This window comes from Capnocytophaga haemolytica (genome assembly GCF_001553545.1).
Lineage (GTDB): Bacteria > Bacteroidota > Bacteroidia > Flavobacteriales > Flavobacteriaceae > Capnocytophaga > Capnocytophaga haemolytica.
This window is the reverse complement of the sequence record NZ_CP014227.1, coordinates 1,610,523-1,636,944: the sequence shown is the minus strand read 5'-3', so window position 1 is coordinate 1,636,944 and position 26,422 is coordinate 1,610,523. Positions and strand designations below refer to the sequence as shown.

The window sequence follows — 26,422 nt, the reverse complement described above, 5'->3', positions numbered from 1 at the left end:
TAATATATTGCAAACAAATTTACATAATTTTTCAGAATAATGCTATTTTTTTAATCTATTTGATATAAAGCGCCGACCAATTAATGGCGTCCTCAAGGGCTTTTTTATCCTTAGGAACGTGCATAAGTAATTCATTTAAAGGTAGTTCCTTATGCCCGTACTTCCCTTGGAGGACTCCTACCTCGGCGATGTAGGGCACAAAGGTTATTTTAGCCTCTTTGAGCTCTTCGCGGTACATAATGCCTACATTATAGCCCTCATCCCCTCGCAAAATGACGTCGAAAAAGCACTTGGCATTCTCCGGAATTGAAAAATAATCCTCGTAATGTGCCCCTGTAACCTTATTCGTTGTGATGTATTGCAGTGCCTCCATCATCGCCATAGCAACGTATTGGCGCGTTTGCTCACGAGGGTAATCCTCAGGATAGTGTCCCGCCTCAAAAAGGATGGTAGGGGTTCCGAGAGCGGTGTACCTATCGCCTGTGCAGTTGAGGTTAAAGCTATCGTCAAAACGCCCGACCTGCTGTGGGATGTGCTGCGAGAGTTTGCGCCACATCGCTGTGATGACCTCCATAGCCGACTGACGCACAGGGTTTAACGCACGCGCCTCATTGTACGACGGTGCCAAAAAGGACACGGTAGCTGGGTGCTTGCCTGTGCCTGCGCTGAATATGGTACGCTGGTCGTGTAGGTTAAAGCACCAATGGGGTTGCACGCTGTCGTAGGCAAGGCGCAGCGCACGACTCTCTGGCTGGGTCAGGGCAAGGGCATCGCGGTTGAGGTCTACCCCCGCGGCGTTCACCCGTGTATAAGCCATTGCTCCATCAGGGTTTAAAATGGGTATGCAGTAGAGGCTCAAGCGATCGAGCAAGGGGCTGCCTTCGAGCATCATCAGCACATCGAACAAAGCCTTAGTGGTGGTCGATTCGTTGCCGTGCATCTGCGACCAGAGCAGCAACTTCGTCTGCCCTCGACCCTTTCGGTACAGACTGATAGGGCGCCCCGCTACCGACTGCCCCAGTGGCAGCACCTCATCAAAGGGATAGCCCTCAAGTACGGGGGTGAGCATCTCTTGGGTAATGTAGCGACCGCTAAGGGTATTACATTTTATATAGGTATCAATATTCATTTTATGATTTATATGAGTAATTTGAGCGGCAAAAGTAAGTATATTTTCCGAGATAAGCAGCAAAACCCCACACAGAAAATTTTTCTTTTGTATAGGAACAGTATAGGATGAGTATAGGAAGAGTACAGGATGAGTATAGGAAGAAAGTAGCTTTTTCGGATGTGTCGTCTCTTTAAAAAGTAGTTTTATTGGAAAAATAAACTACATAAAGTAATAAATGCAGTATATTTATAACGCGCAAGGAATATAGTTTTTATTACTTTTAGGGAGAAGATTACAACAGGTTGAAAAACTGTTTTTTACTTAAAAAAGAGACGTGTTGTGTAATTTTTCAACGTAAAAAATTTGCACAGATTAAAATATGGGTGTACATTTGCGGCGTATAAAATTCCCAATAGATGGTAATCTATTTATTTTTATAATAAATTATAAAATACAAAATTAGAGACATTACTATTTTGTATAAAAATATTAATAAGTTATGGCTATATTAAAATATTTTAAGGGAGAGGATCTTTTACAATTAATTGCATATTTGCAAACGTTGCCTCAAAACTCTTTTTATATTTATAGATTGAAAGAGTGTTTAAGAATTACTTTATTACAATTAAATAAGAAAAAACAGAACTATAGTTCATTTTTTAATATATTGAAGAATGGATTCCTTGGTGAAGACCCACAGGAAATTATGTTTACAGGGCAAGTTGGTACTCCATACGGTTCCTATACTGTTTTTCCTGAAATAAGAGCTTTTTTTCAACATAATCTCACAAGATTATTAAGTATAGCAGATAGAAATAGTATAGGAAAAAAAGAGCTCTCTACAGTATATTTTTTGTTAGAAATATCTCAAATAATTGCAGATCGTTCAGAATTAAGACGTAATGAAGAAGGTATGCCTAATGCAAAAGAGTTATATATCCCATCACTTAATGCTATAAATAAGGAAAAGGATAGGATTTTTTTTACTTATAATGAAATTAAAAACTTAATAACAAAGTATAATCTCTCTGAAGATAAATTCAAACAATTTGTTTTGTCTTTAAAAAAATAAATAAAGATATAAAGTCTAATGAAAATTCAGATGAAATAAGCTTACACCCTTTTTACAAATCAGAGTTTGGATATTTTGTCTTATATCCATCAGGATTACTCCACTCAGCATATAATCAATGTAAAGAGATACTTTACAAGATGTTTGGGAGAGAAGAAGTATGTAATGTATTTCATAAAAGTATTTTTAAAGAAATTATTGCAGTTACTAATAGAGATAATAACGGTTTTATTGGCGAAGTAGATAACATCAAATATCTATGTTATGTAATAGATATAGATAAAATACTTTGTTTTCATTCTCTATTTATAGATAAAGGAGTAAGTATTGATAAATCAAGAGAAATTGTAGAGACACGTATAAGGAAAGAATTTCCTATGTGTAGGAATACACTCCATATTATAGTGGGTTCACAAATAGAAGATAATGAATATTTTATAATGTATCCTCAAGATACTCTTTATTTTACTATAGATGATTTAATTATACTTTTTAAGCAACATTTTATCAATTTTAATAAGAGAACATTATATTATTATGCTCAAGACAAGAAGAAATTAAATCTGATTCCTATGACTCAGGATATAGATATTATTACCTATTACCTCAAAAATAAGCAGACATTCTACCAAGAAGGTTTATTTGACTCTAGTATGATATACATAGAAATAGGATTAGGACTTTATCTTAGAAAATATTATATGGATGAAGATTTAAGATATGTGTACTCTCCCTATTATAATAAAGTAATACCAATTTTCCATTTGTCTGCAGGGGTTCCCATTTATGCTCCAACAGTATCAGGAAAAGAAAAGCAATTTATAATGATAGAGATTGGAAATAAAAAATTGTATATTCACTTTTCTGAAAATCCTCAACAGCATTATTTAGAAGTAGCAGGGAGTTTTGCTTTATGGATGTATGCAGCTTGGTATAAAAAAGAAATAAATATATTAAAAAAAGACACAGATATTAAATTAGTTTTAACTAATAAAAATGATATACAAAAGGAAGATGGTTATTATATTGTTTTTATTGATATAGATACTCTTTTTAAAAATACAAAGTATGAAAATATAGAGAAAAAGTTATTTTTAAATTTCACTCATTTATTACAATCAGCTAATGTGATTTCTATATCTTTAACTAACAATGTTGTTGATGAGATGTTTAAGGAATCTGCAGGACATTTTCTAATGACGAATGAAGATGCCCTTATATATTCAAATAATGACATTGTTAACCATCAGCTTAATGACAGATGGATAGATATTATTCTCGAAGATATATCAGAATATCTTAATATTAAGGGAAAAGAGAAGAAATTATCAATAATAGAATCTAAAGAAATAATCAAGAGTATTATTAATTATTTACAGCAAGAAGTCAAAGCACTAATAGTAAAGTTTGATACTAAAGAAATGTTAAAATCTTTAATTAAAATATATTATAGCACATTATATCAATCAAAGATTATAAGAAAAGGGTTTAATAGTATAAATAATGCATACAGATATATTGGTACAGAACTTGACCAACAATTTGGTGTAAATAGTGAAAACTCTACAATAGGTATTATTACTCAAGGTATTATAGAATTTATAATTCTAAATAATATTGATAATCAATCAAGCAGTTCTTCATTAGAAGATAGGGATAAGCTATTTGCTTTAATGTATCATATAGCTAAAATGGGAAGTTATATGGATATGTTTAATAATGAAATCCCAAATACGGAACTTACAATACTTAAAAATGGTAGAATTGTAATTCCTGATATATTTTTCAGAATAAATAATGAATATTTCCTTACCTTAAGAAAAAGAGAGATTGCAGACTTAAAACTACTTGAAAAACAGCATCAGTTACTTCCTCCATTTATATTAGATGTATCTGATAAGAACTTCCTTCAGGCATTTATAAAAGAATATGGTATAAGTTTTGATGTTTATAAGAGTATATTGTCTACATGCTCAGATTATTCTATTAATAAAAATACTTCACTTGTAGAATTATCAAAAAATAAATTTGATTCGATCTTACACAAGTTAAATGAAGTGGAAAAAAATGCTTTCTATAAGTCTTTTGTGCTAAAAAATGATTTAAATGATAAGCAAAAGTTACCATAATCTGAATTATTTTTCCAGCGCTTTAATAGACTACCACAAATAATTACAAGACCTTGGGTATTGTATAATAATACTATATTCTTCTCAATAGAAATTTTACATATAAGTGTATCTTTATTGGGAGAAAGAATATCAAATGGAACACTACGAGCAAAGTCTAATGAAATGAAAAGTTTTATTGGTGATATCAATAAGAAAAAAGGAGAATACTTTACTGAACAACTATATCAATATTATATTGACTTAGACGACTCTTCTCTTATAGTAAAAAAAGAAGTTTTAGTTAAGCCAAATAAATTATTATCAGCAAATACTGATTTGGGAGATATAGATTTACTCATTATAAACACAAAATTAAAACAGATAATCTGTATCGAAATAAAAGATTATTATGAGGCAAGAACAGTCTATGACTATATATCACAGAATGAAAAGATAAAAAAAAGTCTCCCGAAAGTTCAAAAAAGAGATGATTGGTGCAAAAATAACATTAATAAGTTTAAAAGCTATTGTGAATCAGTTGATGAAGATTATAGAATTAGAACATTTTTTATTACACGTAATGAACCCATATATAATTATATACCAAATGAAAATGATTCTACTATAGCTATAATTCCTGTATTTGTACTTATAAAAGACCCATATTACTTATTTAGAGATTAACCAGAACATATTTCGTTATAATAAAAATTCACTAAAAACATTTATATTTACTAACTCCACAAAAAGCAAAGTTTTCACATTTTTGTAAAAAAAATAAAAATATGACATTCAATTAATTATCTTAATCTTTCTTATCCTAATGATCTCTTTTTCTTCATACTGAGATTAAATTAGCTAATAAGTTGTATAATTTTTTAACATAAAAAATTTGCACAGATTAAAATATGGGTGTACATTTGCGGCGTAAAATAAAATGAGAAGAATTATAAGAAAGATTTAAGAAAGAGATTTCAATAAAATATTTTTGCGTTTACGCTAACAGACCTTGTATCCGAAAGTCCAAATAGAAAGTAATCGGGGTAGTTGGTGAAATGCCTGCGCTGCGAGCGTGGGCTTTTGCTACCTTGATTACAGGGCTTGGACTCCCTCGGATACGAAGTAGTAAAAGCCCTTTTTTATGCCTATAATTAAGGGTTCTCCAAATGAATATACGAATGCCTATCCGGAGGGCGTTTTATATATTAGGGAATACCGAAGCCCTTACCAAGTAGGTATAATTAAATACAATTTATAATGAGAAACATTTTAAAAATTGCCGTAATGGTTGTATGTGTGTTATTCTTGGCTGTAGGATGCAGCAAGAGTGAAGACAAAAAAGAAGAAAAAATAGAGCTTACTGGGAATATGGCTCTTATTCAAGGAACTTGGAATATCTATTCCGTAAACAATCAGGTAGTTACAGATGCTACTGTAAAGAAAACGTCTATGACCTTTTCTAAACGTAATGTAACTATGACTGATTACTCTACAGGAAGTTTAAAAAATCTTTCAGGAACCTTTGCAATTGAAGGAGGGTACTTGCTTATCACAGTTGAAGGTGATACTACAAAGAATGAACTCATCTCTTTGACATCACAAGAACTGAAGATAAAAACCTCAGATGCAACCTTAGTCTTTAGGAAATAAAGATTTATTAAATTACTAACAATCATTAAAGCCTCTCTTCGTGAGGGGCTTTTTATTGTCTGTTTCAAAAAGTAACTTATTATTCCACATTTAAGACATTTTGTCATATATCATCATTTGTGTCAGGTGATACAGGACATTTTGTCAGGTTAAAGAGAAAAAACATCTTTGGCACACTTTTTGTTGTTAGAAAAAGTATAAAAGGTTCTAAATTGTAACCTCACAAGGCGCCAAAGCAGGATACAATAATGGACAACTAATATTAAGTTCTTAAACATTTTAGATACTCTTTTAATTATAATTAAGCCTATGGCAATACAAATAGGAAATTATGCTATGGTAGGTCTCAAAGGAAATATTGGAGGCTTGCTAGTATACAAGAGAGTTCGAGGCAAATTAGTAGTAGCTAAGATGCCAGAGTTTACTAAACCTGCTTCTGATAAGCAAAAAGCACATCGCAATCGCTTTAAGGAAGCTGGGGTGTATGCAAAGACGCTCAAAGAGGGCAATTCTGAATTATACGAAAAGTATGAGCAGATTGCCAAGAGCCGAAACCTCACTACACGCAATGTCATCTTGCAGGATTTTTTGACAGCTCCACGGATAGAGCACATCAATACCTCGCACTACGACGGCACTGTTGGTTCAACGATAAGTATTGAAGCAACGGACACAGTTGAAGTGAAGAGCGTAACGGTAAAAATCCTGAAAGCCAATGACACGCTGGTAGAAGAAGGGAAGGCTGTAAAGCTCGAAGGCAAATGGACTTATAGTGCCACTGCTACCAACACGCCTGTTGCAAACTCGAAAGTAGTTGTAACAGCGGAAGACTTACCAGGAAACATTACAGAGCGTGAAGCGATAGTGTAATGTTATCTTAAGGTAACGAGAATTCGAGTGCGAATCCGTTTGCAAGTAAGGTAATATAAGATATAGGTCGTAATGTACATACGACACCCACCCTTCTACAAACATCCGATTTTTAGCTATGAATTTCCAACGTCTAATAAATTAGACAATCTTAGAATGTTGATAAAACCTCTGCAGCTGATGATAGCTATATAAAAATGTTGAGCATCATCGAAGAGTGATTTTATACACTTCGAAACCCCTCATTGTAAGGACGCTTACAATGAGGGGTTTTTATTTGTGCGTTAGCAGATTAATTATTAATCATTGCTCATTAATCACTATAAAAGTCCTTCTTGCACTAAGTTATGTAGGTGCACAATGCCAACATAAGTGCACCCTCGGTTAACAGCAGCTGGGTGATCTTATTGTGCTGCATCAGCTCTAAGGCGTCGATGGCAAGGGCATAACTCTCACAAGATAGCTTTCTCAACTCGGTGAGATGGAGTTTACTGCTAATATCATAGGTGTGAAACAAGCTCAGCTGTTCGCGACTGGCTTTTTCAGCAACACAAATAACACCCAGCCGTTCTGTTGTGCTGTCTCCTCTAAGTATAAGCCAAAATGCTCCATATAAGAGCTAAACGCCCCTGTCTCTTCAAGGTCGCGAAGGTAGTACCTTATCTTGCTTTTCTCGCAGGCGATGAGCAGTACGCCGCTATCTGTAAGCAAGCGATGGATTTCAGTGTAGGCAGTCTCGGCGTTCTGCCAATGGAAATGCGTTTGGAAAGCACAAATAAGGTCAAAAGACGCCGAGAGGTAATCCGTCTGCGTAATGTCCTTTACAGCAAAGCTAACTTTCCCCTTTATGGGCTGCTTATACGCCTCTGCAATAGCCGTCTCGGAGAGGTCTATCCCCGTAATATTCGCATTGGGAAAGAGCTCAGTCAAATAGGCAGTAGAGCCGCCATTGCCCACCCCTACGTCTAAGATATTATTTACCTTTTTGCCCTTTATGTAGCCCGAAGCCCAACGCACCATCGGCAGGTATGTTCTATTCCACAACTTCATCATCAGTACGCCCACAAAACCACGAGGACGCTTCGATTGGCTTACCAAATGCACGAATAGCAAGTCCAACAATGCGATGAGAATGATCAATGTGTAAAGCATATTTTGAGAAAATAGAAAACTAGAAATTAGGCGGTAGCAATAACTAATAGAAAAGCTATTCCGCACCAAACAAAGTGTAATCTCCCGTCATTTCACTGAGGGAGTGCAGGCGATTATCTATAAAATAGAACTCTATTTCAAGACAGCAATCGCTGCCTGCGATGCTCCAATTGGTCTCAGCGATGATAAAGATATGGCTATCTGTAACATCGCTCAGGTTGGGCACGATGCAGGCAGTGTACTCAGGGCAGAAGCTATCGGTAGGGTGCTGCTCAATACGTCTCTCACGGAGTTGCTCTTCATAGAGGTCTTTAACGGCTTGCGCAATCATCTCCCGTTGCGAAGGTAGTGCTACAAAGGCATCAAAGCAGGTGCGCTGGTGCGGCGAAAAGTCGGCAAAACGCTCGCTTTCGGTGTATATCCATAGCTCCATAGCCTCGCCAATGAGGGGAATGAAGATTGCCTCCGTAGAAGTGGCAATGCCGCAATCTTTCGTAAAGGTAATTTGTGGGGTGTTATGCATCATTCAGTTTCTATAGTAATAAAATACTGCGTTAAGTAATCACTCATATACTCCTCGATCCACTGTTTTTGTTGCTTCTCATCAGAGAGCAGGCGAAGATAGGTCTTCCTTAATTTCTTATTCGATGTACGGTACAGCTTATAGCATTCAGCAATTATTTGATAACCGTTATAATACGTCTTTTGCAGGGCATCAAATCGGTTGTTATAAGCCGTGTGATAGTTGTTTAACGCCGCCCTTATCACCTCCCTTTCAAAGAAGCGAGGCAGTGGTTCTAAGTGGTTGAAGGTGGTGGTGTACTGACTGTCGTACATCTCTGAGTACAGATAGGTGTCGTTACAATTGCAAAACCCATAAAAGGCGAATTGCTCAAAGGATTTGGCATCGCTTTTCAGCTTTGCATAGGTCGCGCTGATGAGTGCTTGGTTTTGTCCCTTGCAAAAAACGCTTGCGAAGAGCAAAAGATACTTACAAAGGTTATTTACTGCCATACGATACGATCTGCTAATTGTAAAAAATAGTCATTACTCCATATAGCAAGTGCTTGCGAATTTTTGATAAACGGCAATACATCTTGCCTTACGGCTTTGATGTCGGTGGTAGCAAGGCGTTCCTTGAAGTGCAAAAGATACTCCTCACGGGTCATCTCAGTGTGGTTAAACTCGCGGATACGCTCTTGGAGGTGCGTGAAATTCAGCGGCGTACGATGGCGCACATACCACTCAAAGTCGTACCAATCGCGCCCTTTTACGCGTCCACGCCACGAGCGGAAAGCTAAGGCGTGCATCTTACCTGCATAAAGGTCAGGGAGGGTGAAGCAACGCGTCATAAACGATGAGGGCAGTAGCAGAAGCTTTTCCTCAGTCTCGAACTGCAAAGGTGAGGTGGTATCCACTTCAATCTTTATTTTGATACTCTTTTCGGTTTGGAACTGCAAGTCGTATACGTGGATATTGTCTTTGAGAAAAGCTGATTCTACGCGTGTATGCTGCTTTTTATCCTTGCGTGTGAGCGACACATCGCACCCTACTAAGGCAAACTCATCGAGGATAGCAGGAAAATAACGCTCAAAGTTAAAATCGGGCTGAGGACGCAAGAGCAAGAAGTCCATATCCTCACTAAAGCGGTCTAAGCCATAGAAAATACGCAGACACGTGCCTCCGTAGAAGGCGGCTTCCTCAAAGAACCCTCCACGATAAAGCCCTGCGAGTATGAGGCACTGATTGACCTCAAAGGTAGCGTTGCGGCGTGCCTCCTCACTGCTGAGGTCGTAAGGGGCGAGCATCGATTGATAGATGTTGTTCATTTTTTCTTAGTGGTTAGTGATTAGGGAGCAGAGGTCAGTAGTCAGAAGTCAGGACTCAGTTCTGATCTCTGATCCCTCAACAACTTAGCAATAGCCTTCATTGTGGTAGCTTTTTTGCCGAGTGCAGCACACGCTTCGAATATAGTGGCATCCATAGCAAAAAAGGCGTCCATATCAAGGCGAAGGTCGTCCTTGAGGTAGGTGAGTATTTCCTTGCGGTAGCGCATATTGAGTCCTTTAGTGTAGGTGATAAGGTCGGCAAGGGCTTTTTCGGGGGTAGCAATAATAAAAGCATAGCCCGTACGCTGCACAATAGTAAGCCCAATAGCAAAATAATCGCGCGTGCATTGCTGGTAATGGAAGTGCCCCACAGGAGTGGTGAAACTGCGGCTGTGCTTAATGGTCATTGATAGGTGCTGATACACTGCCTCAGGTATCAGTCCGTAATAGCGCAATGCCGATTGCAACGAGAGGTACGAAGGACCATAGAGCTGATTGGCGATAAGTTCCGTAGAAAGTGGCACGCCGCTTAAAGAGGGCGAAACCACATAGAGGTTGCGCTTCAGGCGTATCAGACTGCCCGCACGCTCTAAGTCGGCAACCTTTTGCGCCTTGCTCTTGATATGCGGGTAAAGCCCTGCTACCACAGCGGTATTTATGGGAATGGTATGTAAATCCTGTAACATTGCGTTCGATTTATGGGGACAAAGATACAGAATAATTTATAATGGACAATGCACAATGTATAATTTCTTAGAAGCAAGTAGTAAAAACAGGAACAGTTAATCGTGTTTTAGGCGATTAACTGTTCCTGTTTTTACTGTTTTATTGCTGCGTTAGCCCTCACACCCCATACCCCATACCCCATACCTCAAACCTTTTCCAAAATCTTTTCGTAAGCGGTGTAGAATATAGGGGCTTTTACGCCTTTCTCTTTGCCAAAGTCGTATACAGTTTTGCATACGTAGAGCAGGTCAGAGAGGTTGTTGTGGAGGGTCATTATTTTGCGGGTGAGAATGTTTTTGGCGAACATACGCTTCATCAAAGGCACTGAGATAAAAGTCGGCAGGTGGTATGCCCAGAGTTCATTGCGGTAGTGCTTTAGGTCTATTCCGCGTGCGGCAGCTATCTTTGCCGTCTGGCGAATGGTACGCACCACTTGTTTGAGTTGTTTTGAACTTTGCATCAGTGCTTCGGCAGCCGCGGAAGTGTTGTGTATATTGCCATTGCTGCCTGCTACTACCTGCACAGCAGCGTTGATACAAAGGTGCAACTGTATCCATTCGAGCATATCGTAAGGACATTCTAACTTGAGCTGGGCATCAGCAAAGAGGGACTTTAATTTTGTGTAGTTTACAGAGCCTGCTTTGCTCTCTTTTTCTAACATAAAATGGTCGAATACACAGCCATTGAGTATGTCACCCTCAATATTGCCTCCCGCTACGGGATAACCCAAGATATAGTCCTTCTTCTGCAACATTTCGTGCCCGTCCCAGTGTGCCTCTATGTAGTGATAGGCTTCCAATAGTTTTTCCAAAGCCTTGCGATCTTCCCACAGACCGCAGCACAAGAGCAACTGCCCCGTGATACCCTCTGCCTGCAAGCTCTTCAGCACTCCCTCAATACCTCCTGAGGGGACGCTCACAAAGATAAAGTCATACGCTTTTTGGCTACAATGAGCTATGGGATACGTGTCCGTGTAGGCTTCTCCCTTGGGGTGTCGTCTTCCATCAAGCATAGCTACTTTAAGCTCAGCAATCCCTGCCTTGGGACTATCCTTTCTTAAAAAGTGCTCTACTTTATGTCCTGCCTTATGGAACAAGTAGCCGTAAATGCTACCTATAGTTCCTAAACCAATGATAAGTATATTCATAACAATGTTTAATGTTATTATTTGGTCGCAAAGATACGAAAATAATGATTAAAGCTTAACTTTTCAGGGAATAACTACTCCCTTAGCTCACTTCTCATTATACATTGTGCATTATACATTATTCATTATCAAAGTCTTTCCCGCTCTTCTACTTCCAATATTTCAACGCTGCGCTCACGTTGTTTGCCGAACTTGTAGACGGCTTGCAGTTTGAGTTGCCGCGACTCCATATTGCCATAAGCAGCGATGTGGGTGTCTCTCAGCCTACTCTCGTTGTCCCAGCGGTTGGTGTGGAAGAGGTCGCTGAGGGTGAGGCTTACACTGAGGCGGTCGTGCCAGCAATCGCGCTGTAAACCTACATCTACGCTGCCTGAGGGGAGCGCAAACTCGCCCACTTGGGTCAGGCGGCGACTGTTGTACTCCCCACTGACTTCCGCGCGTATGCCCCAGGACAAGGTAAAATAGTGTTGCATCGCACCCATTACGCTCCACTGGCGGAGTGCCCCCACAAAGAGGTCTTCGCGCAGCTGGTTATCGATGTAGAAGATGGCGGCATTTGCCGAGGCTTTCCACCACGGGGCAAAAGTAAACTCACGGAAGAGCGTGAGCGAGAGGTGCTGCTGTTGCCCGATATTACGGTGTATGTAAGTGAGCAATCCCCCTGTGCCACTCTCAGCGATTTGCGCGTAATAGTCGTTGGCAAGGGTATAAGAGAGCGCACATTGTGTTTTGCCAAGTGGTGCGCTCAGACTTAGCTTGTGTATCTTCTGAGGTGATAAAAAAGGATTGCCTTTCCACTTGGAATAATTATCCAAAAAGAACTCCACAGGGTTCAGCATCTCATAAGCGGGTCGCTCGATGCGACTGCTGTACGCCAGCGACCAATGTTGTTCATCGGTAAAAGCATAATCAAGGGTAGCAGTAGGGAAGAAATCCGTGTAGTGGTGCGTGTGGTGCTCTGGGGTGAGCGTGCTACCTATGTGAGGGGTAAGTTGTCCATCGGTATCGGTGTGTTCTATGCGTAAGCCTGCTGCAAGCCTCCACGCCCCGAAATTGTGCTCATAGCTTCCGTAAATCGCGCTGATTTGCTCACGATAGGTAAATGCATTAGAAGCGTCTGCATCAAGTGTATTTGCCACAGGAATGCCCGTGAAATAGTCCAATCCGTTGCGCGATTGCACGCGGCTGTACTTTGCCCCTGTCTGCATCTCTCCACCAAAGAGCGCAAAAGTCTGTCCCGCTTGTAGGGCAAAAATATGTATGTTGCGATGGTTCAGTACTCGCTGCCCATCGGTAAGGCTGTGGCTGCCATTAGTAAGATTTACATCGTAGTTAGAGAGCGCGTTATCAGTAAAGCCATCAAAGAAGATATAATCGGCATCGAATTGGTACTGCGCCTTATCGGAAGGTTTGTAAAGATACTGCAAAGCACTGCTGTACTGATTGGCTTTCTGATGCAAGGCATCGCTATAAGAGTAAGTGCGTTTGAGCAAAGAGCCTGTATTGCTCAGTTTATCGGTGTACGTAAAGATGTCGCCCCTGCCAAAAAGACTGTTCAATGAGGCGTTAAAGCCCAACGTATGCTGCGTAGTAAAGCGATATTCACCCCCAAGACTGCCTGCAATACTGCTGCGCTTATCAGTATCCTCAGAGTCGGCATTATAGATAAACTGCTGTCCGCCAATGTGCCCTCCCTCACTCTGGGTACGCTTATTGCCATAGCGACTGCCAAAGTGCCCCACTTGGTGTCCGTAGCTGCCGTAAATACTCGCCTTCTCGGTAGACTGCTGGAAGTAGATATCCGTGTTCTGATGTAGGTGCGTACCATAAGCCACCCCATTGCCCACAGAGAGGTACGTACCTTCTAAACTGCTCTGCTTTAGGACAATGTTGATAACCCCCGCCGCACCTTGCGCATCGTAGGAAGCGGGCGGGGTAGGCATCACCTCAATGGAGGCAACACGACTGGCTGGCAGTGATTGCAGAAAGGACTTGAGTTCCTCCGCCTGCATATAGGTAGGCTTATCGTTAAGCAGCACCAGCGTACCTCGCTTGCCGATGATGCTAATGCCGCTCTGGTTGTCCACCGTAACTGCTGGGGTCTTTTTGAGGATTTCTAATGCCGAGCTCCCTGCCGTGGTAAGACTTTGTTGTGGATTGAAAATCACCTTACCCGCCTCAACGCGCACTGCTGAGGGACGCTTCTCACCTGTGAGAGTAACGCCCTCTAAGGCAGTAATAGCCTCGCTTAGACGAATCGTGCCGAGGTCAGTGCTAAGGTCTTGGGGTGTGGAATAGCGGTGAATCGTTTGCTCGTAAGGCTGAAAGTTATACGCCTCAATGGTGAGGGTTAAGGTCTGAGGGGTGGGGTTTGAGGTATGGGGTGTCAGTCGTACTGACCCGTTGAGGGCGGTAACCTCTTGGGCGATGACCTCTCCCTCAGCGATGAGCCGCACCACTGCCAGCGGAACGCCCTCGCCCGCACTATCGACTACCTTTGCCGTAAGGGTAAAAGCACTTTGTGCATACGCCGCGCTGCCACAGAAGAAAAGCAGCATAACGATGAGGGTAAAGAAAAACTTCATAATGGTTTGTTTTTAGCGAATTATTGGAGGCAAAATTAGTGAATAATCTTTAATGCACAAGGAATAATGATTGTTTTTTTATGTTAAAATAAATTTATGCTAATGAATGTTAAACTGGGGGGGTATTTCTATGTTAGCATGGTTTTATAGGATAATATACTAAACGCTAAAGGGTGATTTTCTAAGGAATAGGGATTAGTGGTTAGCAGCCAGCAAGCAGTAGATCATCGTACTACTGTCTGCTGGCTGCTATTTTCTAATTTCTTATTTCTATTTTCTAAAAGAATAATGTGTGTAAAAGGGGCTTTTTGGGTGGTTTTATAATCCGTTCATTTTTCGATGGTTATTCGCTAAACCTAATACTAACCTAATACTATCGTAATACTGTGGTAATACCATTCAATAGCTATCCTTCGGCGTTTGTTCGAGTTGTATCCGATGTGAATAGAGAATAACAGGGGGCAGGTTGCTGGCGGTGCAGGCTGACCTCTGTCCTCTCACTACTCCTTTCTCACTACCTCTTCCATCGGTTTGCGTTTAGAGTAGGGCATAGGTTGGGCATAACCGATACGCAGCAAGATTTGAGGGTACTCTTTGTTACCCAAAAGTTGGGCACGCAGCCTCTCACGTAAGGAAGGTACTTCACAGGGTTGATTGAGGTAAGCATTAGCGATACCTTGTGCAGTGAGAGCGAGGAGCGTTCGTTGTAAGGTAGCACCAAGGGCAATCCACGCGGGGATAGTGTCTTCATCGGTGGAGAGGAGCAAGAGATGTGAAGAGGAGGCTATCTTCTTGTGGTCAGATTTATTCTGCGTCTTGCCTTTGAGCATCAGGGTGATGATAGGCTTGGTAATCCATCGGGGTAGGTTAGGGGCACCCATTACGGCGTAACTCAGTCCGTCTGAAGTCTGCTCGCTATGGCGTTTGTTAAAGCGTATCCACGAGAGGAGTTCTTTCTTAAAGCCTTTGTCATTCATTTGGTAAGTATTACCATCCATTACGGCGCGGGTAAGCGTTTCCACCTCAGGAGCATTTACCGCCCAAGTGCGGAGGTGCGTGCCAGTAGTAGGTAACGCATCGAGCAGCCTATCTAAGGTTTCTTGTGGAATGGCACGCCCATCATAAAGAGAACGATTAGTCTGTCTCTTAGAAATTTGCTCAAAAAGTGGGTCAGCACTTGCACCCGTACTTTTGCTTAGCGCAATAGTGATGATGCCCTCAGCACTCACAGCGGTAGAAGTAGTATAACCGAAGTGAGAGGCAGCAATGCGCAGGTTTTCAGCCGCACACCCCAGACTAATAAAAAGTTCTCGGTTATGCGGGTCTACTTCGGGCAGACTTTTAGCAAGCACGGGCGTGATAGTAATCGTATCCTTCCCAATGGTGAATTGCCAAGGCTGGGTATTGTGCCCTGAGGGGGCTTTAGTAGCATATTGTACCATCTGGTACAGTTCATTTTCTTGTGCAACAGTTTTCATAGCGAAAATTAGTGATAAAACGGTAAACATAATTGATTTCATTTTACTGATTATTACACCCCCAGCCCCTTCAAAGGGGTATTAAAGGAGTTTGTTATTACGCTGCAAAGTAACGGCGGCTTGGTGGAATAAAAATGAACTTGGGTTAATTTCGTGTTCTTTTAAGGATTAGGGAATAGGGAATAAAAAGTAGCGAGTAGTGAGAGGATGGGGTTCTCACTACTCGCTGGCTACTATTTTTCTAATTTTCTAATATCAAAACTTAACCGCTACTCCTATGCTATTTGTACCTATGATAGGGCTAAGAGTGATGTTCTTTTGTTGATTGTGGTTGTAGACCTCTATGGCTTCATCAAATCTATTTGAAGAAGTAAGACTAATGACCACTCCTGGAATAAATCCTCCTATCAATAAAGAGGAATAAACAAAGCCACTGGGAAAGTTTTCAGTATTGTTATCGACAATTAAAGTAGCTAAGCCTAATCCTGCTGAACTAAATACCATTATTTTACCGATAGTATTCATAACATTTGATTTGCGAAACAATCGGTAGGCTTCTGGGTCATTTTTAAGTACTTCTTCCAATTCCCATTTCTTGGATAGTAGTTTACCATCGGCGTAGTAATCATCACGCTCTATTGTTATGGATTTAGGGGCTGTTGTTGTGCTATATATTTCTTTTGCCCCATTTTCGTACTCTATAGCTTGGAGTTCTGCCTTTTGAGCGATGTAAGTAGGTCCTTTGAGGTTGTCATCCTTTTTGTATTTTACCTCATTAGTAGAGATTTCTAAGACCTTTGCGGTGATGGTTTCGCCTTTTTTAGTGATAATTTTGTCCTGTGCTAAAGTGATAAGTGGACACACTGCTGCGAATAATAATACGAGTTTTTTCATTATGGTATTTGTTTAAATTACGTACTTAGGGTGCGTTACGTAGCTAACGTATAGCCATAAAAAAAGGGCTTTTGCTTACTTATTAAAGTGAGGGTCTCCAATCCCTAATGTAGCTATAAGTACAAGCAAAAGCCCACGCTCGCGGCGTGAGCATTTACTAACTGACTGCTACATTTTTTGAAATTTGGAGATTTCACTTTAAGGGTCTGTTAGCTTAAACGCGTTATGTTCGATATGTTATATTTGTTTTATCTCGATAATTCTTTATTTGAGTTATTAAACAATCCGATTAGTTCATTTCACGGCGGCAAAGGTACAATTTTTTAGTGAATAATGAATAGTGCACAGTGAATAATTTTTGTTATTACACTAACTAACCGCTAACTATGCACTATACACTATAAACTATGCACTATCCTGTTTCGTATTCTACTGAGTGCTTGTGGGGTGATGCCAATATACGAAGCGATGTATTTCAGCGGCACACACTGCAACAGGCGGGGTTCTTTCTCAAGGAGGTAGCGGTAGTTCTCCTCTGGCGATTGGGTGAGCAATTGGGCTTCTTTTTGCATCTTTTCGATAAGAAGCTTTTCAAGGATTTCCACTTTTACTTTTAGGTAATCGGGGTGAGTGAGTAGCTGCTCTAATTCCTCGCGACTTATCTTATAGGCGGTGATTTCCTCTAAGGCTTGCATATTGACTAATGAGGGCGTCTGTTGCACATAAGAGGCGTAGGAGAGACAGAACTCCCCCGCAAAAGTAAAATCCACTGTGGTTTCCTTATCACTCTCGGGGTTGTAATAGAAGTAGCGCACAATGCCCTCCTCGATGTAATAGAGGTTGTGCTCGACGTCGCCTGCGCGGGTAATGTAATCGCCCTTAGCGAAGTGTACGGAAGTAAAATGCTCTTCAAATAGTGTATAGTGCATAATGTATAGTGTATAGTGAGGTTGCAAAGGTAGTGAATGATGAGTAATGCACAATACATAATGCGTAATTTTTTTGTGGTTTTATTTGGTGGGAAGGAATATTCTTTGTACTTTTGCATTCAGGCCTTAGTCTTAAGGCTTCAGGTGTGCGAGCTAACTGCTTGCTTCTTATTACTAAAAATCTTCTTTTATAACCTATTGAAAAATAGGGTTTTATTCTATTACAATCCGCTTATCTTCTTACTATCCTCTTACTATCTTCTTACTATCCTTTTACCATCTCGGCTTTATCTCGGCTTTATCTTGGCTTTATTTCTTGATATGAACAGCAGATAAGCAGCAAGATCAGGGGTAGTCCACAGGGCAGAGTTCACAGCTCACAATGCAGATCTCTCATTTCTCTTTTCTCACTTCTAATTACTCTCTACTCATTGCTCATTAAAAATTAATTTGTACTTTTGCGCTTTAAATGTTTTGTGATGTTTGAAGAAGAAGACGAAAACTATTCTATTGCTAAGTTCGAGGCGATGCTCAGGGAGAAGCATATCTCCTTTTTTGATGTTGATGAGTTTGAGGATATCGTAGGCTATTACTTGGAAAACGGCAAGATGAGCAAGGCTAAGCGGGCTTTGGAGATTGCACTTTCGCAGCACCCCGATGCCTCGTCGTTGAAACTCTTGCAGGCGGAGCTCTTCCTCCTTGAAGATAAACTCGAAGAGGCAACAGACCTCCTCGACGAATTGGAGTCCATTGAGCCGATGAACGCTGAGGTGTACGTGCAGCGCGCTAATCTGTACTCCAAACTCAACAATCACCCTAAGGCGATCGAGCTGCTTACCTACGCGACTAAGTTTTCACCCGAGCGCGGCTATATCTATGCCCTCATCGGTATGGAGCACCTTTACCGCGATGATTATCAGCGGGCTAAGGAGTTCTTTATCCTTGCCATAAAGGAAGATGCTGAGGACTATGCCTCGCTACAACAACTGCTCTACTGCTACGATATGCTGAACAATACGCAAGGGGCAATGGAGTTCCTCAATAAGTATCTCGACAAGAACCCTTATTGCGAAGTGGCGTGGTATTATTTGGGGCGTATTTACCTCTCGCAAGAGGAGCACAAGAAGGCTTTGCGCTGCTTTGACTTTGCCATCATCAGCGATGATACTTTCACGGGGGCGTACTTTGAGAAGGCGCGTGTGCTGGAGATAATGGGCGACTTCGTAAAGGCAATTGACAATTACAAGATTACCCTCACGCTGGACGACCCTTCGGCGGTGGTGTACCTGCATATCGGACGTTGTTATGAGAAGATGCGCGATGATAAGCGGGCTGAGGAATACTACTTCAAAGCCACTCACGAGGATCCGCAGTTGAGCAAGGCGTGGATTACGCTGGCGGACTTTTACTACCTGCGCGGCAAGCACGACCAAGCACTGAAGTACATCCTCAAAGTACTCAGTTTTGAAGAAGGCGAGCCTTACTTTTGGGTACGCTATGCAGAGCTCAACCGACTGCATTTCGGCAACTTAGAGCAGGCGGAGTACGGCTATCGACGGGCGGTGCAAAGCGGCGATTACTCCTACAACACCCTCACGGCGTGGGTGGACTTGATGCTCACTAATGAGCATTACGATGAGGCTTTGCCCATACTCTCGGATATTCAGCAGATATACCCCCACGAGACCAGCAATTTCTATCGCGTGGCAATGGCTTACGAGGGGATGCAAGAGCACGAGAATGCGCTTACCTTCTACGAAATCGCCGTAGCAGAAGCCCCTGAATGGCAGTCGTTTTTCGAGAATAAATTCAACTTTAAGTTACCATAGATGGGTATCGTACTTCGGCAATCGGTAAAGAACCTCGTATTCACCTACTTAGGCTTTGCTTTTGGGGCGGTGAATACGCTGTTTTTGTTTACCTACTTCCTCAGCAAAGAGCAGTATGGCTTGGTGAGCTACGTCAGTTCGGTAGCTACTATCTTAGCCCCTCTGCTGAGCTTTGGGGTAGGCAACACGCTGATACGCTATTACAGTGCTTACCCCGAGGCGCGCGAGCAGGGCAAACTCAGCTTGATGCTGTGGCTTTTGCCACTATTGGCGATTGTACCTTGTGCCTTGATAGGCATTGTGGGGTATGAGCATATCGCAGGCTGGCTCTCGGCTACCAACCCCATTGTGGGCGATTACTTGCTGCTGATATTCCTCACCTCAGTGGTGATGGCTTATTTTGAAGTGGCTTATGCGTGGGCAAAGGTGCAACTTCGCACGGTGTATGGCAATTTCCTAAAAGAAGTGTTTCACCGCGTGGGCATCAGCGCATTGTTGGTATGTATTTACTTAGAAATCATCACTTTTGAGCAATTGATGTGGGGCGTGTTCTGGGTGTACTTCGTGCGTATGCTTTTAATGATGATTGCCGCTTTTCGGTTGCAGTCGCCGCGCTTTGTATGGGGGCTACCCGCAGGGCATAAGGAGGTGCTGCTCTACAGCCTGTTTATCATCCTCTCGGGGTCAATAGCCTCACTGCTAATGGACATCGATAAGTTTATGCTCAATCAGTATGTGAACATTGGGGAGATTGCCGTCTATAACGTGGCGATCTTTACTGCTACGGTCATTGCGATACCTTACAGGAGTATGTACCAGATTGTCAGTCCGCTGACGGCGCAGTTTATGAACCGAGGCGAGGAGGCATCCTTGCACGATCTTTACCGCCGCAGCACTACGGTTGCCTACCTGTTGAGTATGCTCATCTTTGTGCTGATTATCGCCAATGCCAAGCAGTTTTATGCACTCTTGCCCGATAAGGATTACAGCAGTGGTATTGCCGTGCTGGTGCTCGTATCGCTCGTAAAACTCTCGGACAGCTTTTTTGGGTTTAACAATGCCGTGTTGCTCAACTCACCCTACTATCGTACGGTGCTTTATTTGAGCGTTTTCTTGGTGATTTCGGCGGTTTTACTCAATATGTGGCTCATACCCCTCTATGGCATCAATGGGGCAGGATTTGCGACCCTATGTGCCTTTATTGCCTATAACCTGCTGAAGGCTTACTTTGTGTACTACAAATACCAACTGACGCCTCTCTATCCCGCCACTATAAAGACCACACTTTTGGGCGTGGGTTGTGTAGCTGCCTTTACCTTTTGGGACTTTAGCTTCTCGCCCTTGGTGAATATCGCCTTGAAGTCAGTGGCAATAGCGGCGGTGTATGTGGGGGTAGGTTTTAGGATTAAATTAGTAGTGAGAAGTGAGGACGGACGCCGTCTGCGGAGTTGAGCAGTGAGCAGTATTTTTATAACAACATTCAAAATAATATATGGCAAAAGGACTAAGCAAGATGGAGAGTTTGGCTCACTCAGTGGGAGCAGGAGTTTATATGACTTTTGGGGCTTTTATAGAGGATTTTAATACGCTAACCAAAGCATTAGAAACGGCTTTACGTATAGAGCTTACTGATGATGACGATTATATGTACGAAGATTATGAGCTATCTGTGATAAAAGACTATAGCAACGCGCCTTATCATATTAAATACTTTTGTATTAGCGATGCTTCTATTGAGGAGTATCATCTCAGTGAGACGGAAGTTTTGTACCCTAATTATTTGATTACTTGCAATATAGTGGAAAAAGAGGAGACGGGTGATACATTAAACTAACTAAGGAGATAGTTGGTAAAGAGGCAGAAAAAGTGCGGGTGTTGCTCAGGGATATTCCGTATATACAAGTACTAAGAACTATAACAGATGTGTGGAATGAGTAAAATTCATTTAACAGAGGCAGCAGATACGTGGAATATGGTTAATGAATAAAGAACTAATAAAAGAAGTTTTTATAGTAATATTTTTTTTGTGTTTTTGATTCTCTGTGTTCGAGATGTGTTCAAGATGTGTTCGAGATGACTTCGAAATGGCTATAAAAGAAGTATTTTCTGTATAAGCAGCGATAAGTAGTATTTATATAAAAATTAGTGGAATGAGTAATATTATCATCACAGGCACCAGCAGAGGCATAGGCTTTGAGATGGCGAAGCAATGTGCCGACTTGGGGCACAAGGTGTTGGCGCTTTCGCGCAATGTAGCGCCAATTGAGGCATTGGGGTACCCAAATATTACTGCCTTGCCTTTTGACATTACCTCTGAGGAGGCTATGGGGCGCGTAAGAGACTATATCGCAACAGCGTGGGGTAGGGTAGAGGTGCTGATTCACAATGCGGGGCGACTTATCAATAAGCCTTTTGAGGCACTGACGCTCTCGGATTTTTCAGAAGTGTATGCTGTAAATCTCTTTGGTGTGGTGCGGCTTACGCAGGTGATGTTGCCTTTTATGCAGGCGGGGGCACATATCATTAGTATCAGCAGTATGGGCGGGGTGCAGGGCAGTGTGAAGTTTGCTGGGCTGGCAGCTTATAGCTCGTCCAAAGGGGCACTTATCACCCTTATGGAGGTATTGGCAGAGGAACTTAAAGAGCGTGGTATTGTCTGCAACACTTTAGCCCTTGGTGCGGTGCAGACCGAGATGCTCAGTGAGGCTTTTCCTGATTACAAAGCTACCGTAACCCCTGAGGAGATGGCGCGTTACATCACCGAATTTGCCCTTAGTGGGGCAAAGCTCTTCAACGGAAAAACCCTGCAAGTGGCTAATAGTACACCGTGATTATTTCACTCTTATTTAACTTTTAATTCACTGAAATAAAAGTTATTATAACAATTATATAAACTATCAGTTGAAGTTGTTAGTATAGAAAGAGTGGTTATAGTACTGTTTTAGCACCTTAATGTATTCAAATACAAATGGTTAATGCTTATAATAGCTTCTAATGAAACACACTACGTATATGTTGTAAATAACATTTTATAGTAAAACTAATACTTTAAAAATATTGTTTAAATTATTGTTTACCATATAGTTAAGATGAAATATAAAAATGAGTAAAAATACAGTTATATCTAACAAGAAAAAGAGACGTACCAATAGGGCTAAAAAGGTAGGTTTACCACCAGGGAGTTTGGTCTACTTTGGTAACAAGGAGATCAACACTTCCATTGATGTGATACAAGTAGAGGAGCAGCATTACCTCCATAAGAAAGTAAGCTCGGCACGTGAGGCACTCTCCTATATCAGTCCTGACAAGCGCACTTGGATCAATTGCAATGGGCTCAATGCTATTGAAGAGATGAAGGTGTTTGCGGAGTATACCCATCTGAATAATCTGCTGTTAGAGGACGTGCTCGATACGGAGCACCGTCCTAAGGTTGAGCTGCTTGATGAGCATATCTTAGTGATCATCAAAATGCTTTATCACAACCAAGAGGAGCAACTTGTATCAGAGCACGTGGCAATGCTATTGGGCAAAGGCTATCTGATTACTTTCCAAGAGAGTGAAGGCGGCGATGTGTTCGACCCTGTTCGTAGGAGGTTGGAGAACCCTAAAGAGCGTAACCTGAGTAATCATAATTTCATTATGGTAGGGCTGTTGGATGCTATCATCGACAATTACTTTATGATTTTGGATAAGATGAGCGATAAAATAGAGGTGATAGAAGATGAGATTATCAATAATCCCCGTGAGGATATGATCTCTGAGATACAGCTACTTAAAAAGCGGGCTATCTTCCTGCAGAAGATGATAGTGCCTTCACGTGAGGTGGTCAGTAAGTTAGAGAAAAGTAAGCACTCTCTGTTGCTCAATGAAGCCAAGCCTTACCTGAGAGACCTCTATGACCATACCATACAGATTGTGGAGACGCTCGGCACCTATCGCGATATCCTCTGGGGGCTCACCGATACGTATATGGGGGCAATGAGCAACAAAATGAACAACATTATGCGTCTGCTAACACTCATTTCTACTATCTTTATCCCGCTGACTTTCATCGTAGGGGTTTATGGTATGAACTTTGAATTTATGCCAGAGCTACATTACAAGTGGGCATACCCTGCCGTGTGGGCAGTGATGGTGCTCATCTCGCTATGGATGTTGGGGTATTTTAGGCGAAAGAAATGGTTATAGTTGGAAAAATTAGTTATTACTCATTGCTTATTACTCATTAATTCGTACTTTTGCCGCATTTAACCGTATATACAATGGAAGCAAATAAAGAAGCTTTATTAAAAAAATGGAATGAACTCTCAGAGGACAACTTAATGCGGTTCTGGGAAATTGAATTGATATCCATTGATGAAACAAGCGTAACTTTCAGAATGCCAGTGACTGAAAAAGTTACCCAAGTAGATGGGGTGCTACACGGAGGAGCTACCTTAGCCTTGGCTGAAACGGCAGGCAGCGTGGGAGCATTCCTACTTTACCGCAATGAGGGTGAGTCAATAAGAGGAATAGAGCTCAGTGGTAATCACCTGCGGGCAGCTAAGTTAGGGGATACTGTTTTTGCTAAGGCAAAGTGTATCAATGCTGGTAAAACACTCCAACTGTGGGAAATCCCTATCACTAACCAAGAGGGTAAGCTTATTTCTTTTTGTAAATTTACAACGATTAAAATTTAGTACTATGGCTCAGTTTATAAAAATCTACGAGGAAAATCCAAATGAAAAAGAACTCAACAAGGTAGTTGAGGTACTGCAGAACGGTGGACTTATCATTTATCCAACTGACACTGTATATGGCTTAGGCTGTGATATTTCGAACACAAAAGCACTTGAGAAGATTGCACGTATTAAAGGAGTAAAGTTAGAGAAAGCTAACTTCTCGTTTGTATGTTCTGACCTGAAGAACCTGTCAGATTATGTAAAACAGATTGACTCAACTACATTCAAGTTGCTAAAGCGTGTATTGCCAGGTCCTTATACTTTTGTTATGCAGGGAAACAATAATCTTCCTAAGGATTTTAAGAAGAAGAAAACAGTTGGTATCCGTGTGCCTGACAACCTTATAGCACGCCGTATTGTGGAGCTGTTGGGCAATCCCATCGTCTCTACATCCATTTATGACGAAGACGATGTGATTGAGTACACCACCGACCCAGAACTAATTTTTGAAAAATGGCAAAACAGAGTTGATATGGTTATTGATGGAGGCTACGGTGATAATGTGGCTTCCACGGTGATTGACCTCTCAGGTGATGAGCCAAAGGTCCTTCGTGAAGGTAAGGGCAGCACAGATATTTTTTAGAATAATATTTATAAAGAATTATGGCAGACGATAAGAAAGTTATTTTTTCAATGAGTAAGGTCAGTAAGACCTACTCACAAACGGGCAAGCAGGTGCTCAAGGATATTTACTTGAGTTTCTTCTATGGGGCTAAAATAGGCATACTCGGGCTTAACGGCTCAGGCAAATCCTCCCTTTTGAAGATTATTGCAGGAGTAGACAAAAACTACCAAGGTGATGTGGTCTTTGCCCCCAATTACACCGTGGGCTACTTAGAGCAGGAGCCACATCTCGACGAGAATAAAACCGTAATAGAAGTGGTGCGTGAGGGAGTAGCCGATACGATGGCAATCCTTGAGGAGTTCAATGCTATCAACGATCAATTTGGTTTAGAAGAGGTGTATTCCGACCCTGACAAGATACAGAAACTGATGGATCGTCAGGCGGAGTTGCAAGATAAGATTGATGCCCTCGGTGCGTGGGAAATCGACAATAAACTCGAAGTGGCTATGGATGCGCTACGTACCCCTGAGGCTGATACACCCATAAAAGTACTCTCAGGAGGTGAACGTAGACGCGTGGCACTCTGCCGATTGCTCTTACAGCAACCCGATGTATTGCTCCTTGATGAGCCTACTAACCACTTAGACGCTGAATCGGTATTGTGGCTTGAGCAGCACCTACAGCAGTATGCAGGGACAGTAATCGCTGTAACGCACGACCGCTATTTCCTTGATAACGTGGCAGGTTGGATACTTGAACTCGATAGGGGAGAGGGTATTCCGTGGAAAGGGAACTACTCCTCGTGGCTGGAACAGAAGGCACAGCGATTGGCACAGGAACAAAAGAGTGAAAACAAGCGACAAAAAGTGCTTGAACGCGAGCTGGAATGGGTACGTCAGGGAGCTAAAGGTCGCCAAGCAAAGCAGAAAGCACGTTTACAAAACTACGACCGCCTGATGAATCAGGATGCTAAGCAACTTGAGGAAAAACTCGAAATATACATACCTAACGGACCGCGACTGGGCACGAATGTCATTGAGGCAAAAGGGGTATCCAAAGCCTTTGGTGATAAGATTCTCTATGAGGATTTGAACTTTGTATTGCCACAAGCGGGCATTGTGGGTGTGATTGGTCCTAATGGAGCGGGTAAATCCACCATCTTTCGTATGATTATGGGCGAAGAGCAACCCGATAGCGGCACTTTTACCATTGGAGACACCGTCAAGATCGCCTATGTAGACCAATCGCATAAGAATATCGACCCTGAAAAGACGATTTGGGAGAACTTCTCTGAGGGGCAAGATCTCATTATGATGGGTGGACGTCAGGTGAACTCAAGGGCATATTTGAGTAAGTTTAACTTTGGTGGCAGCGAGCAAAACAAGAAGGTGGCGACTCTCTCAGGAGGTGAACGCAACCGCTTGCATCTAGCGATGACCCTCAAGGAAGAAGGCAACGTGCTACTGCTGGATGAGCCTACCAACGACTTGGACGTAAACACCTTACGTGCCTTAGAGGAAGGCTTAGAGAACTTTGCAGGTTGTGCTGTAGTCATCTCTCACGACCGTTGGTTCCTCGACCGTATATGTACCCATATCTTAGCATTTGAAGGCGATTCACAGGTGTATTTCTTTGAAGGTAGCTTCTCAGAATATGAAGAAAACAAGAAAAAACGCCTCGGCAAAGAAGTAACACCAACACGCATTAAGTATAAGAAGTTAATACGCTAAATAAAAATTAGAAATTATAAATC

Annotated in this window: 25 protein-coding genes; 13 read left to right on the top strand and 12 right to left on the bottom strand. The window is 41.6% G+C overall.

Going from position 1 to position 26,422, the window contains the following annotated elements; genetic code table 11:
• Nucleotides 1–55: 55 nt before the first annotated feature.
• Entirely contained in the window at nt 56–1,129 is a 1,074-nt protein-coding gene (locus tag AXF12_RS07365) for a M14 family zinc carboxypeptidase (RefSeq protein WP_066429780.1), read from the bottom strand.
• A gap of 481 nt (nt 1,130–1,610) precedes the next feature.
• On the opposite strand from AXF12_RS07365, the gene AXF12_RS07360 reads away from it, so the two are divergent.
• The 5 genes from AXF12_RS07360 to AXF12_RS07340 all read left to right on the top strand — a co-directional run bounded on the left by AXF12_RS07360 (nt 1,611) and on the right by AXF12_RS07340 (nt 6,814).
• Nucleotides 1,611–2,183, top strand: coding sequence for a hypothetical protein (locus AXF12_RS07360; protein ID WP_066429778.1), 573 nt, complete (start codon nt 1,611–1,613; stop codon nt 2,181–2,183).
• 140 nt (nt 2,184–2,323) lie between these two features.
• The gene (locus tag AXF12_RS07355) at nt 2,324–4,312 is read left to right on the top strand and encodes a hypothetical protein (RefSeq protein ID WP_066429776.1); all 1,989 of its coding nucleotides are present in this window, start codon (nt 2,324–2,326) and stop codon (nt 4,310–4,312) included.
• A gap of 165 nt (nt 4,313–4,477) precedes the next feature.
• Entirely contained in the window at nt 4,478–4,978 is a 501-nt protein-coding gene (locus AXF12_RS07350; protein ID WP_143324990.1) for a hypothetical protein, read from the top strand.
• Between the two features lie 573 nt (nt 4,979–5,551).
• Nucleotides 5,552–5,944, top strand: a complete 393-nt coding sequence (locus AXF12_RS07345) for a lipocalin-like domain-containing protein (protein ID WP_082752980.1) — start codon at nt 5,552–5,554, stop codon at nt 5,942–5,944.
• Nucleotides 5,945–6,253: 309 nt separating this feature from the next.
• Nucleotides 6,254–6,814 (top strand): hypothetical protein, encoded by a 561-nt coding sequence (locus AXF12_RS07340; RefSeq protein WP_066429768.1) that lies wholly within the window; start codon nt 6,254–6,256, stop codon nt 6,812–6,814.
• 340 nt (nt 6,815–7,154) lie between these two features.
• Here AXF12_RS07340 and AXF12_RS12660 read toward each other — a convergent pair whose 3' ends face one another.
• The 11 genes from AXF12_RS12660 to AXF12_RS07290 all read right to left on the bottom strand — a co-directional run bounded on the left by AXF12_RS12660 (nt 7,155) and on the right by AXF12_RS07290 (nt 17,554).
• On the bottom strand, nt 7,155–7,286 hold the full coding sequence (locus AXF12_RS12660; RefSeq protein ID WP_257721643.1) for a hypothetical protein: 132 nt from the start codon (nt 7,284–7,286) through the stop codon (nt 7,155–7,157).
• Between the two features lie 47 nt (nt 7,287–7,333).
• Nucleotides 7,334–7,966 carry a class I SAM-dependent methyltransferase gene (locus AXF12_RS07335; protein ID WP_066429766.1) on the bottom strand — a complete coding sequence of 211 codons (633 nt, stop codon included), beginning with the start codon at nt 7,964–7,966 and terminating at the stop codon, nt 7,334–7,336.
• A gap of 55 nt (nt 7,967–8,021) precedes the next feature.
• Nucleotides 8,022–8,492: a hypothetical protein gene (locus tag AXF12_RS07330; RefSeq protein WP_066429765.1), complete on the bottom strand. Its 471-nt coding sequence runs from the start codon at nt 8,490–8,492 to the stop codon at nt 8,022–8,024.
• The gene (locus tag AXF12_RS07325; protein ID WP_066429764.1) at nt 8,489–8,980 is read right to left on the bottom strand and encodes a hypothetical protein; all 492 of its coding nucleotides are present in this window, start codon (nt 8,978–8,980) and stop codon (nt 8,489–8,491) included. Before AXF12_RS07325 ends, AXF12_RS07330 begins: the two co-directional genes overlap by 4 nt.
• A complete protein-coding gene (locus AXF12_RS07320) occupies nt 8,971–9,795 on the bottom strand; it encodes a nucleotidyl transferase AbiEii/AbiGii toxin family protein (RefSeq protein WP_066429763.1) in 825 nt (274 codons plus the stop codon). Before AXF12_RS07320 ends, AXF12_RS07325 begins: the two co-directional genes overlap by 10 nt.
• A 41-nt stretch (nt 9,796–9,836) precedes the next feature.
• On the bottom strand, nt 9,837–10,481 hold the full coding sequence (locus AXF12_RS07315) for a type IV toxin-antitoxin system AbiEi family antitoxin domain-containing protein (RefSeq protein ID WP_066429760.1): 645 nt from the start codon (nt 10,479–10,481) through the stop codon (nt 9,837–9,839).
• A 185-nt stretch (nt 10,482–10,666) separates the two neighbouring features.
• Entirely contained in the window at nt 10,667–11,668 is a 1,002-nt protein-coding gene (locus AXF12_RS07310) for a ketopantoate reductase family protein (protein WP_066429758.1), read from the bottom strand.
• Between the two features lie 128 nt (nt 11,669–11,796).
• Nucleotides 11,797–14,253 carry an outer membrane beta-barrel protein gene (locus AXF12_RS07305; protein WP_066429756.1) on the bottom strand — a complete coding sequence of 819 codons (2,457 nt, stop codon included), beginning with the start codon at nt 14,251–14,253 and terminating at the stop codon, nt 11,797–11,799.
• A gap of 500 nt (nt 14,254–14,753) precedes the next feature.
• The gene (locus AXF12_RS07300) at nt 14,754–15,731 is read right to left on the bottom strand and encodes an Acg family FMN-binding oxidoreductase (protein ID WP_231909925.1); all 978 of its coding nucleotides are present in this window, start codon (nt 15,729–15,731) and stop codon (nt 14,754–14,756) included.
• A gap of 255 nt (nt 15,732–15,986) precedes the next feature.
• On the bottom strand, nt 15,987–16,625 hold the full coding sequence (locus AXF12_RS07295; protein ID WP_066429753.1) for a hypothetical protein: 639 nt from the start codon (nt 16,623–16,625) through the stop codon (nt 15,987–15,989).
• Between the two features lie 398 nt (nt 16,626–17,023).
• Nucleotides 17,024–17,554 (bottom strand): Crp/Fnr family transcriptional regulator, encoded by a 531-nt coding sequence (locus AXF12_RS07290; RefSeq protein ID WP_066429750.1) that lies wholly within the window; start codon nt 17,552–17,554, stop codon nt 17,024–17,026.
• A 479-nt stretch (nt 17,555–18,033) separates the two neighbouring features.
• Between AXF12_RS07290 and AXF12_RS07285 the strand changes: the two genes are divergently transcribed.
• The 8 genes from AXF12_RS07285 to ettA all read left to right on the top strand — a co-directional run bounded on the left by AXF12_RS07285 (nt 18,034) and on the right by ettA (nt 26,399).
• On the top strand, nt 18,034–19,383 hold the full coding sequence (locus AXF12_RS07285; RefSeq protein WP_066429747.1) for a tetratricopeptide repeat protein: 1,350 nt from the start codon (nt 18,034–18,036) through the stop codon (nt 19,381–19,383).
• Nucleotides 19,384–20,835 carry a lipopolysaccharide biosynthesis protein gene (locus AXF12_RS07280; RefSeq protein WP_066429744.1) on the top strand — a complete coding sequence of 484 codons (1,452 nt, stop codon included), beginning with the start codon at nt 19,384–19,386 and terminating at the stop codon, nt 20,833–20,835. It begins immediately after the preceding gene.
• Nucleotides 20,836–20,875: 40 nt separating this feature from the next.
• A complete protein-coding gene (locus AXF12_RS07275; protein WP_066429740.1) occupies nt 20,876–21,217 on the top strand; it encodes a hypothetical protein in 342 nt (113 codons plus the stop codon).
• Nucleotides 21,218–21,533: 316 nt separating this feature from the next.
• Complete coding sequence (locus tag AXF12_RS07270; protein ID WP_066429737.1) at nt 21,534–22,214, top strand: SDR family NAD(P)-dependent oxidoreductase; 681 nt, start codon at nt 21,534–21,536, stop codon at nt 22,212–22,214.
• Nucleotides 22,215–22,485: 271 nt separating this feature from the next.
• On the top strand, nt 22,486–23,571 hold the full coding sequence (gene corA / locus AXF12_RS07265) for a magnesium/cobalt transporter CorA (RefSeq protein WP_066429736.1): 1,086 nt from the start codon (nt 22,486–22,488) through the stop codon (nt 23,569–23,571).
• 74 nt (nt 23,572–23,645) lie between these two features.
• Complete coding sequence (locus AXF12_RS07260) at nt 23,646–24,062, top strand: PaaI family thioesterase (protein ID WP_066429734.1); 417 nt, start codon at nt 23,646–23,648, stop codon at nt 24,060–24,062.
• A 4-nt stretch (nt 24,063–24,066) separates the two neighbouring features.
• A complete protein-coding gene (locus tag AXF12_RS07255) occupies nt 24,067–24,687 on the top strand; it encodes an L-threonylcarbamoyladenylate synthase (RefSeq protein ID WP_066429731.1) in 621 nt (206 codons plus the stop codon).
• Nucleotides 24,688–24,707: 20 nt separating this feature from the next.
• Nucleotides 24,708–26,399, top strand: a complete 1,692-nt coding sequence (gene ettA / locus AXF12_RS07250) for an energy-dependent translational throttle protein EttA (RefSeq protein ID WP_066429726.1) — start codon at nt 24,708–24,710, stop codon at nt 26,397–26,399.
• Nucleotides 26,400–26,422 lie beyond the last annotated feature (23 nt).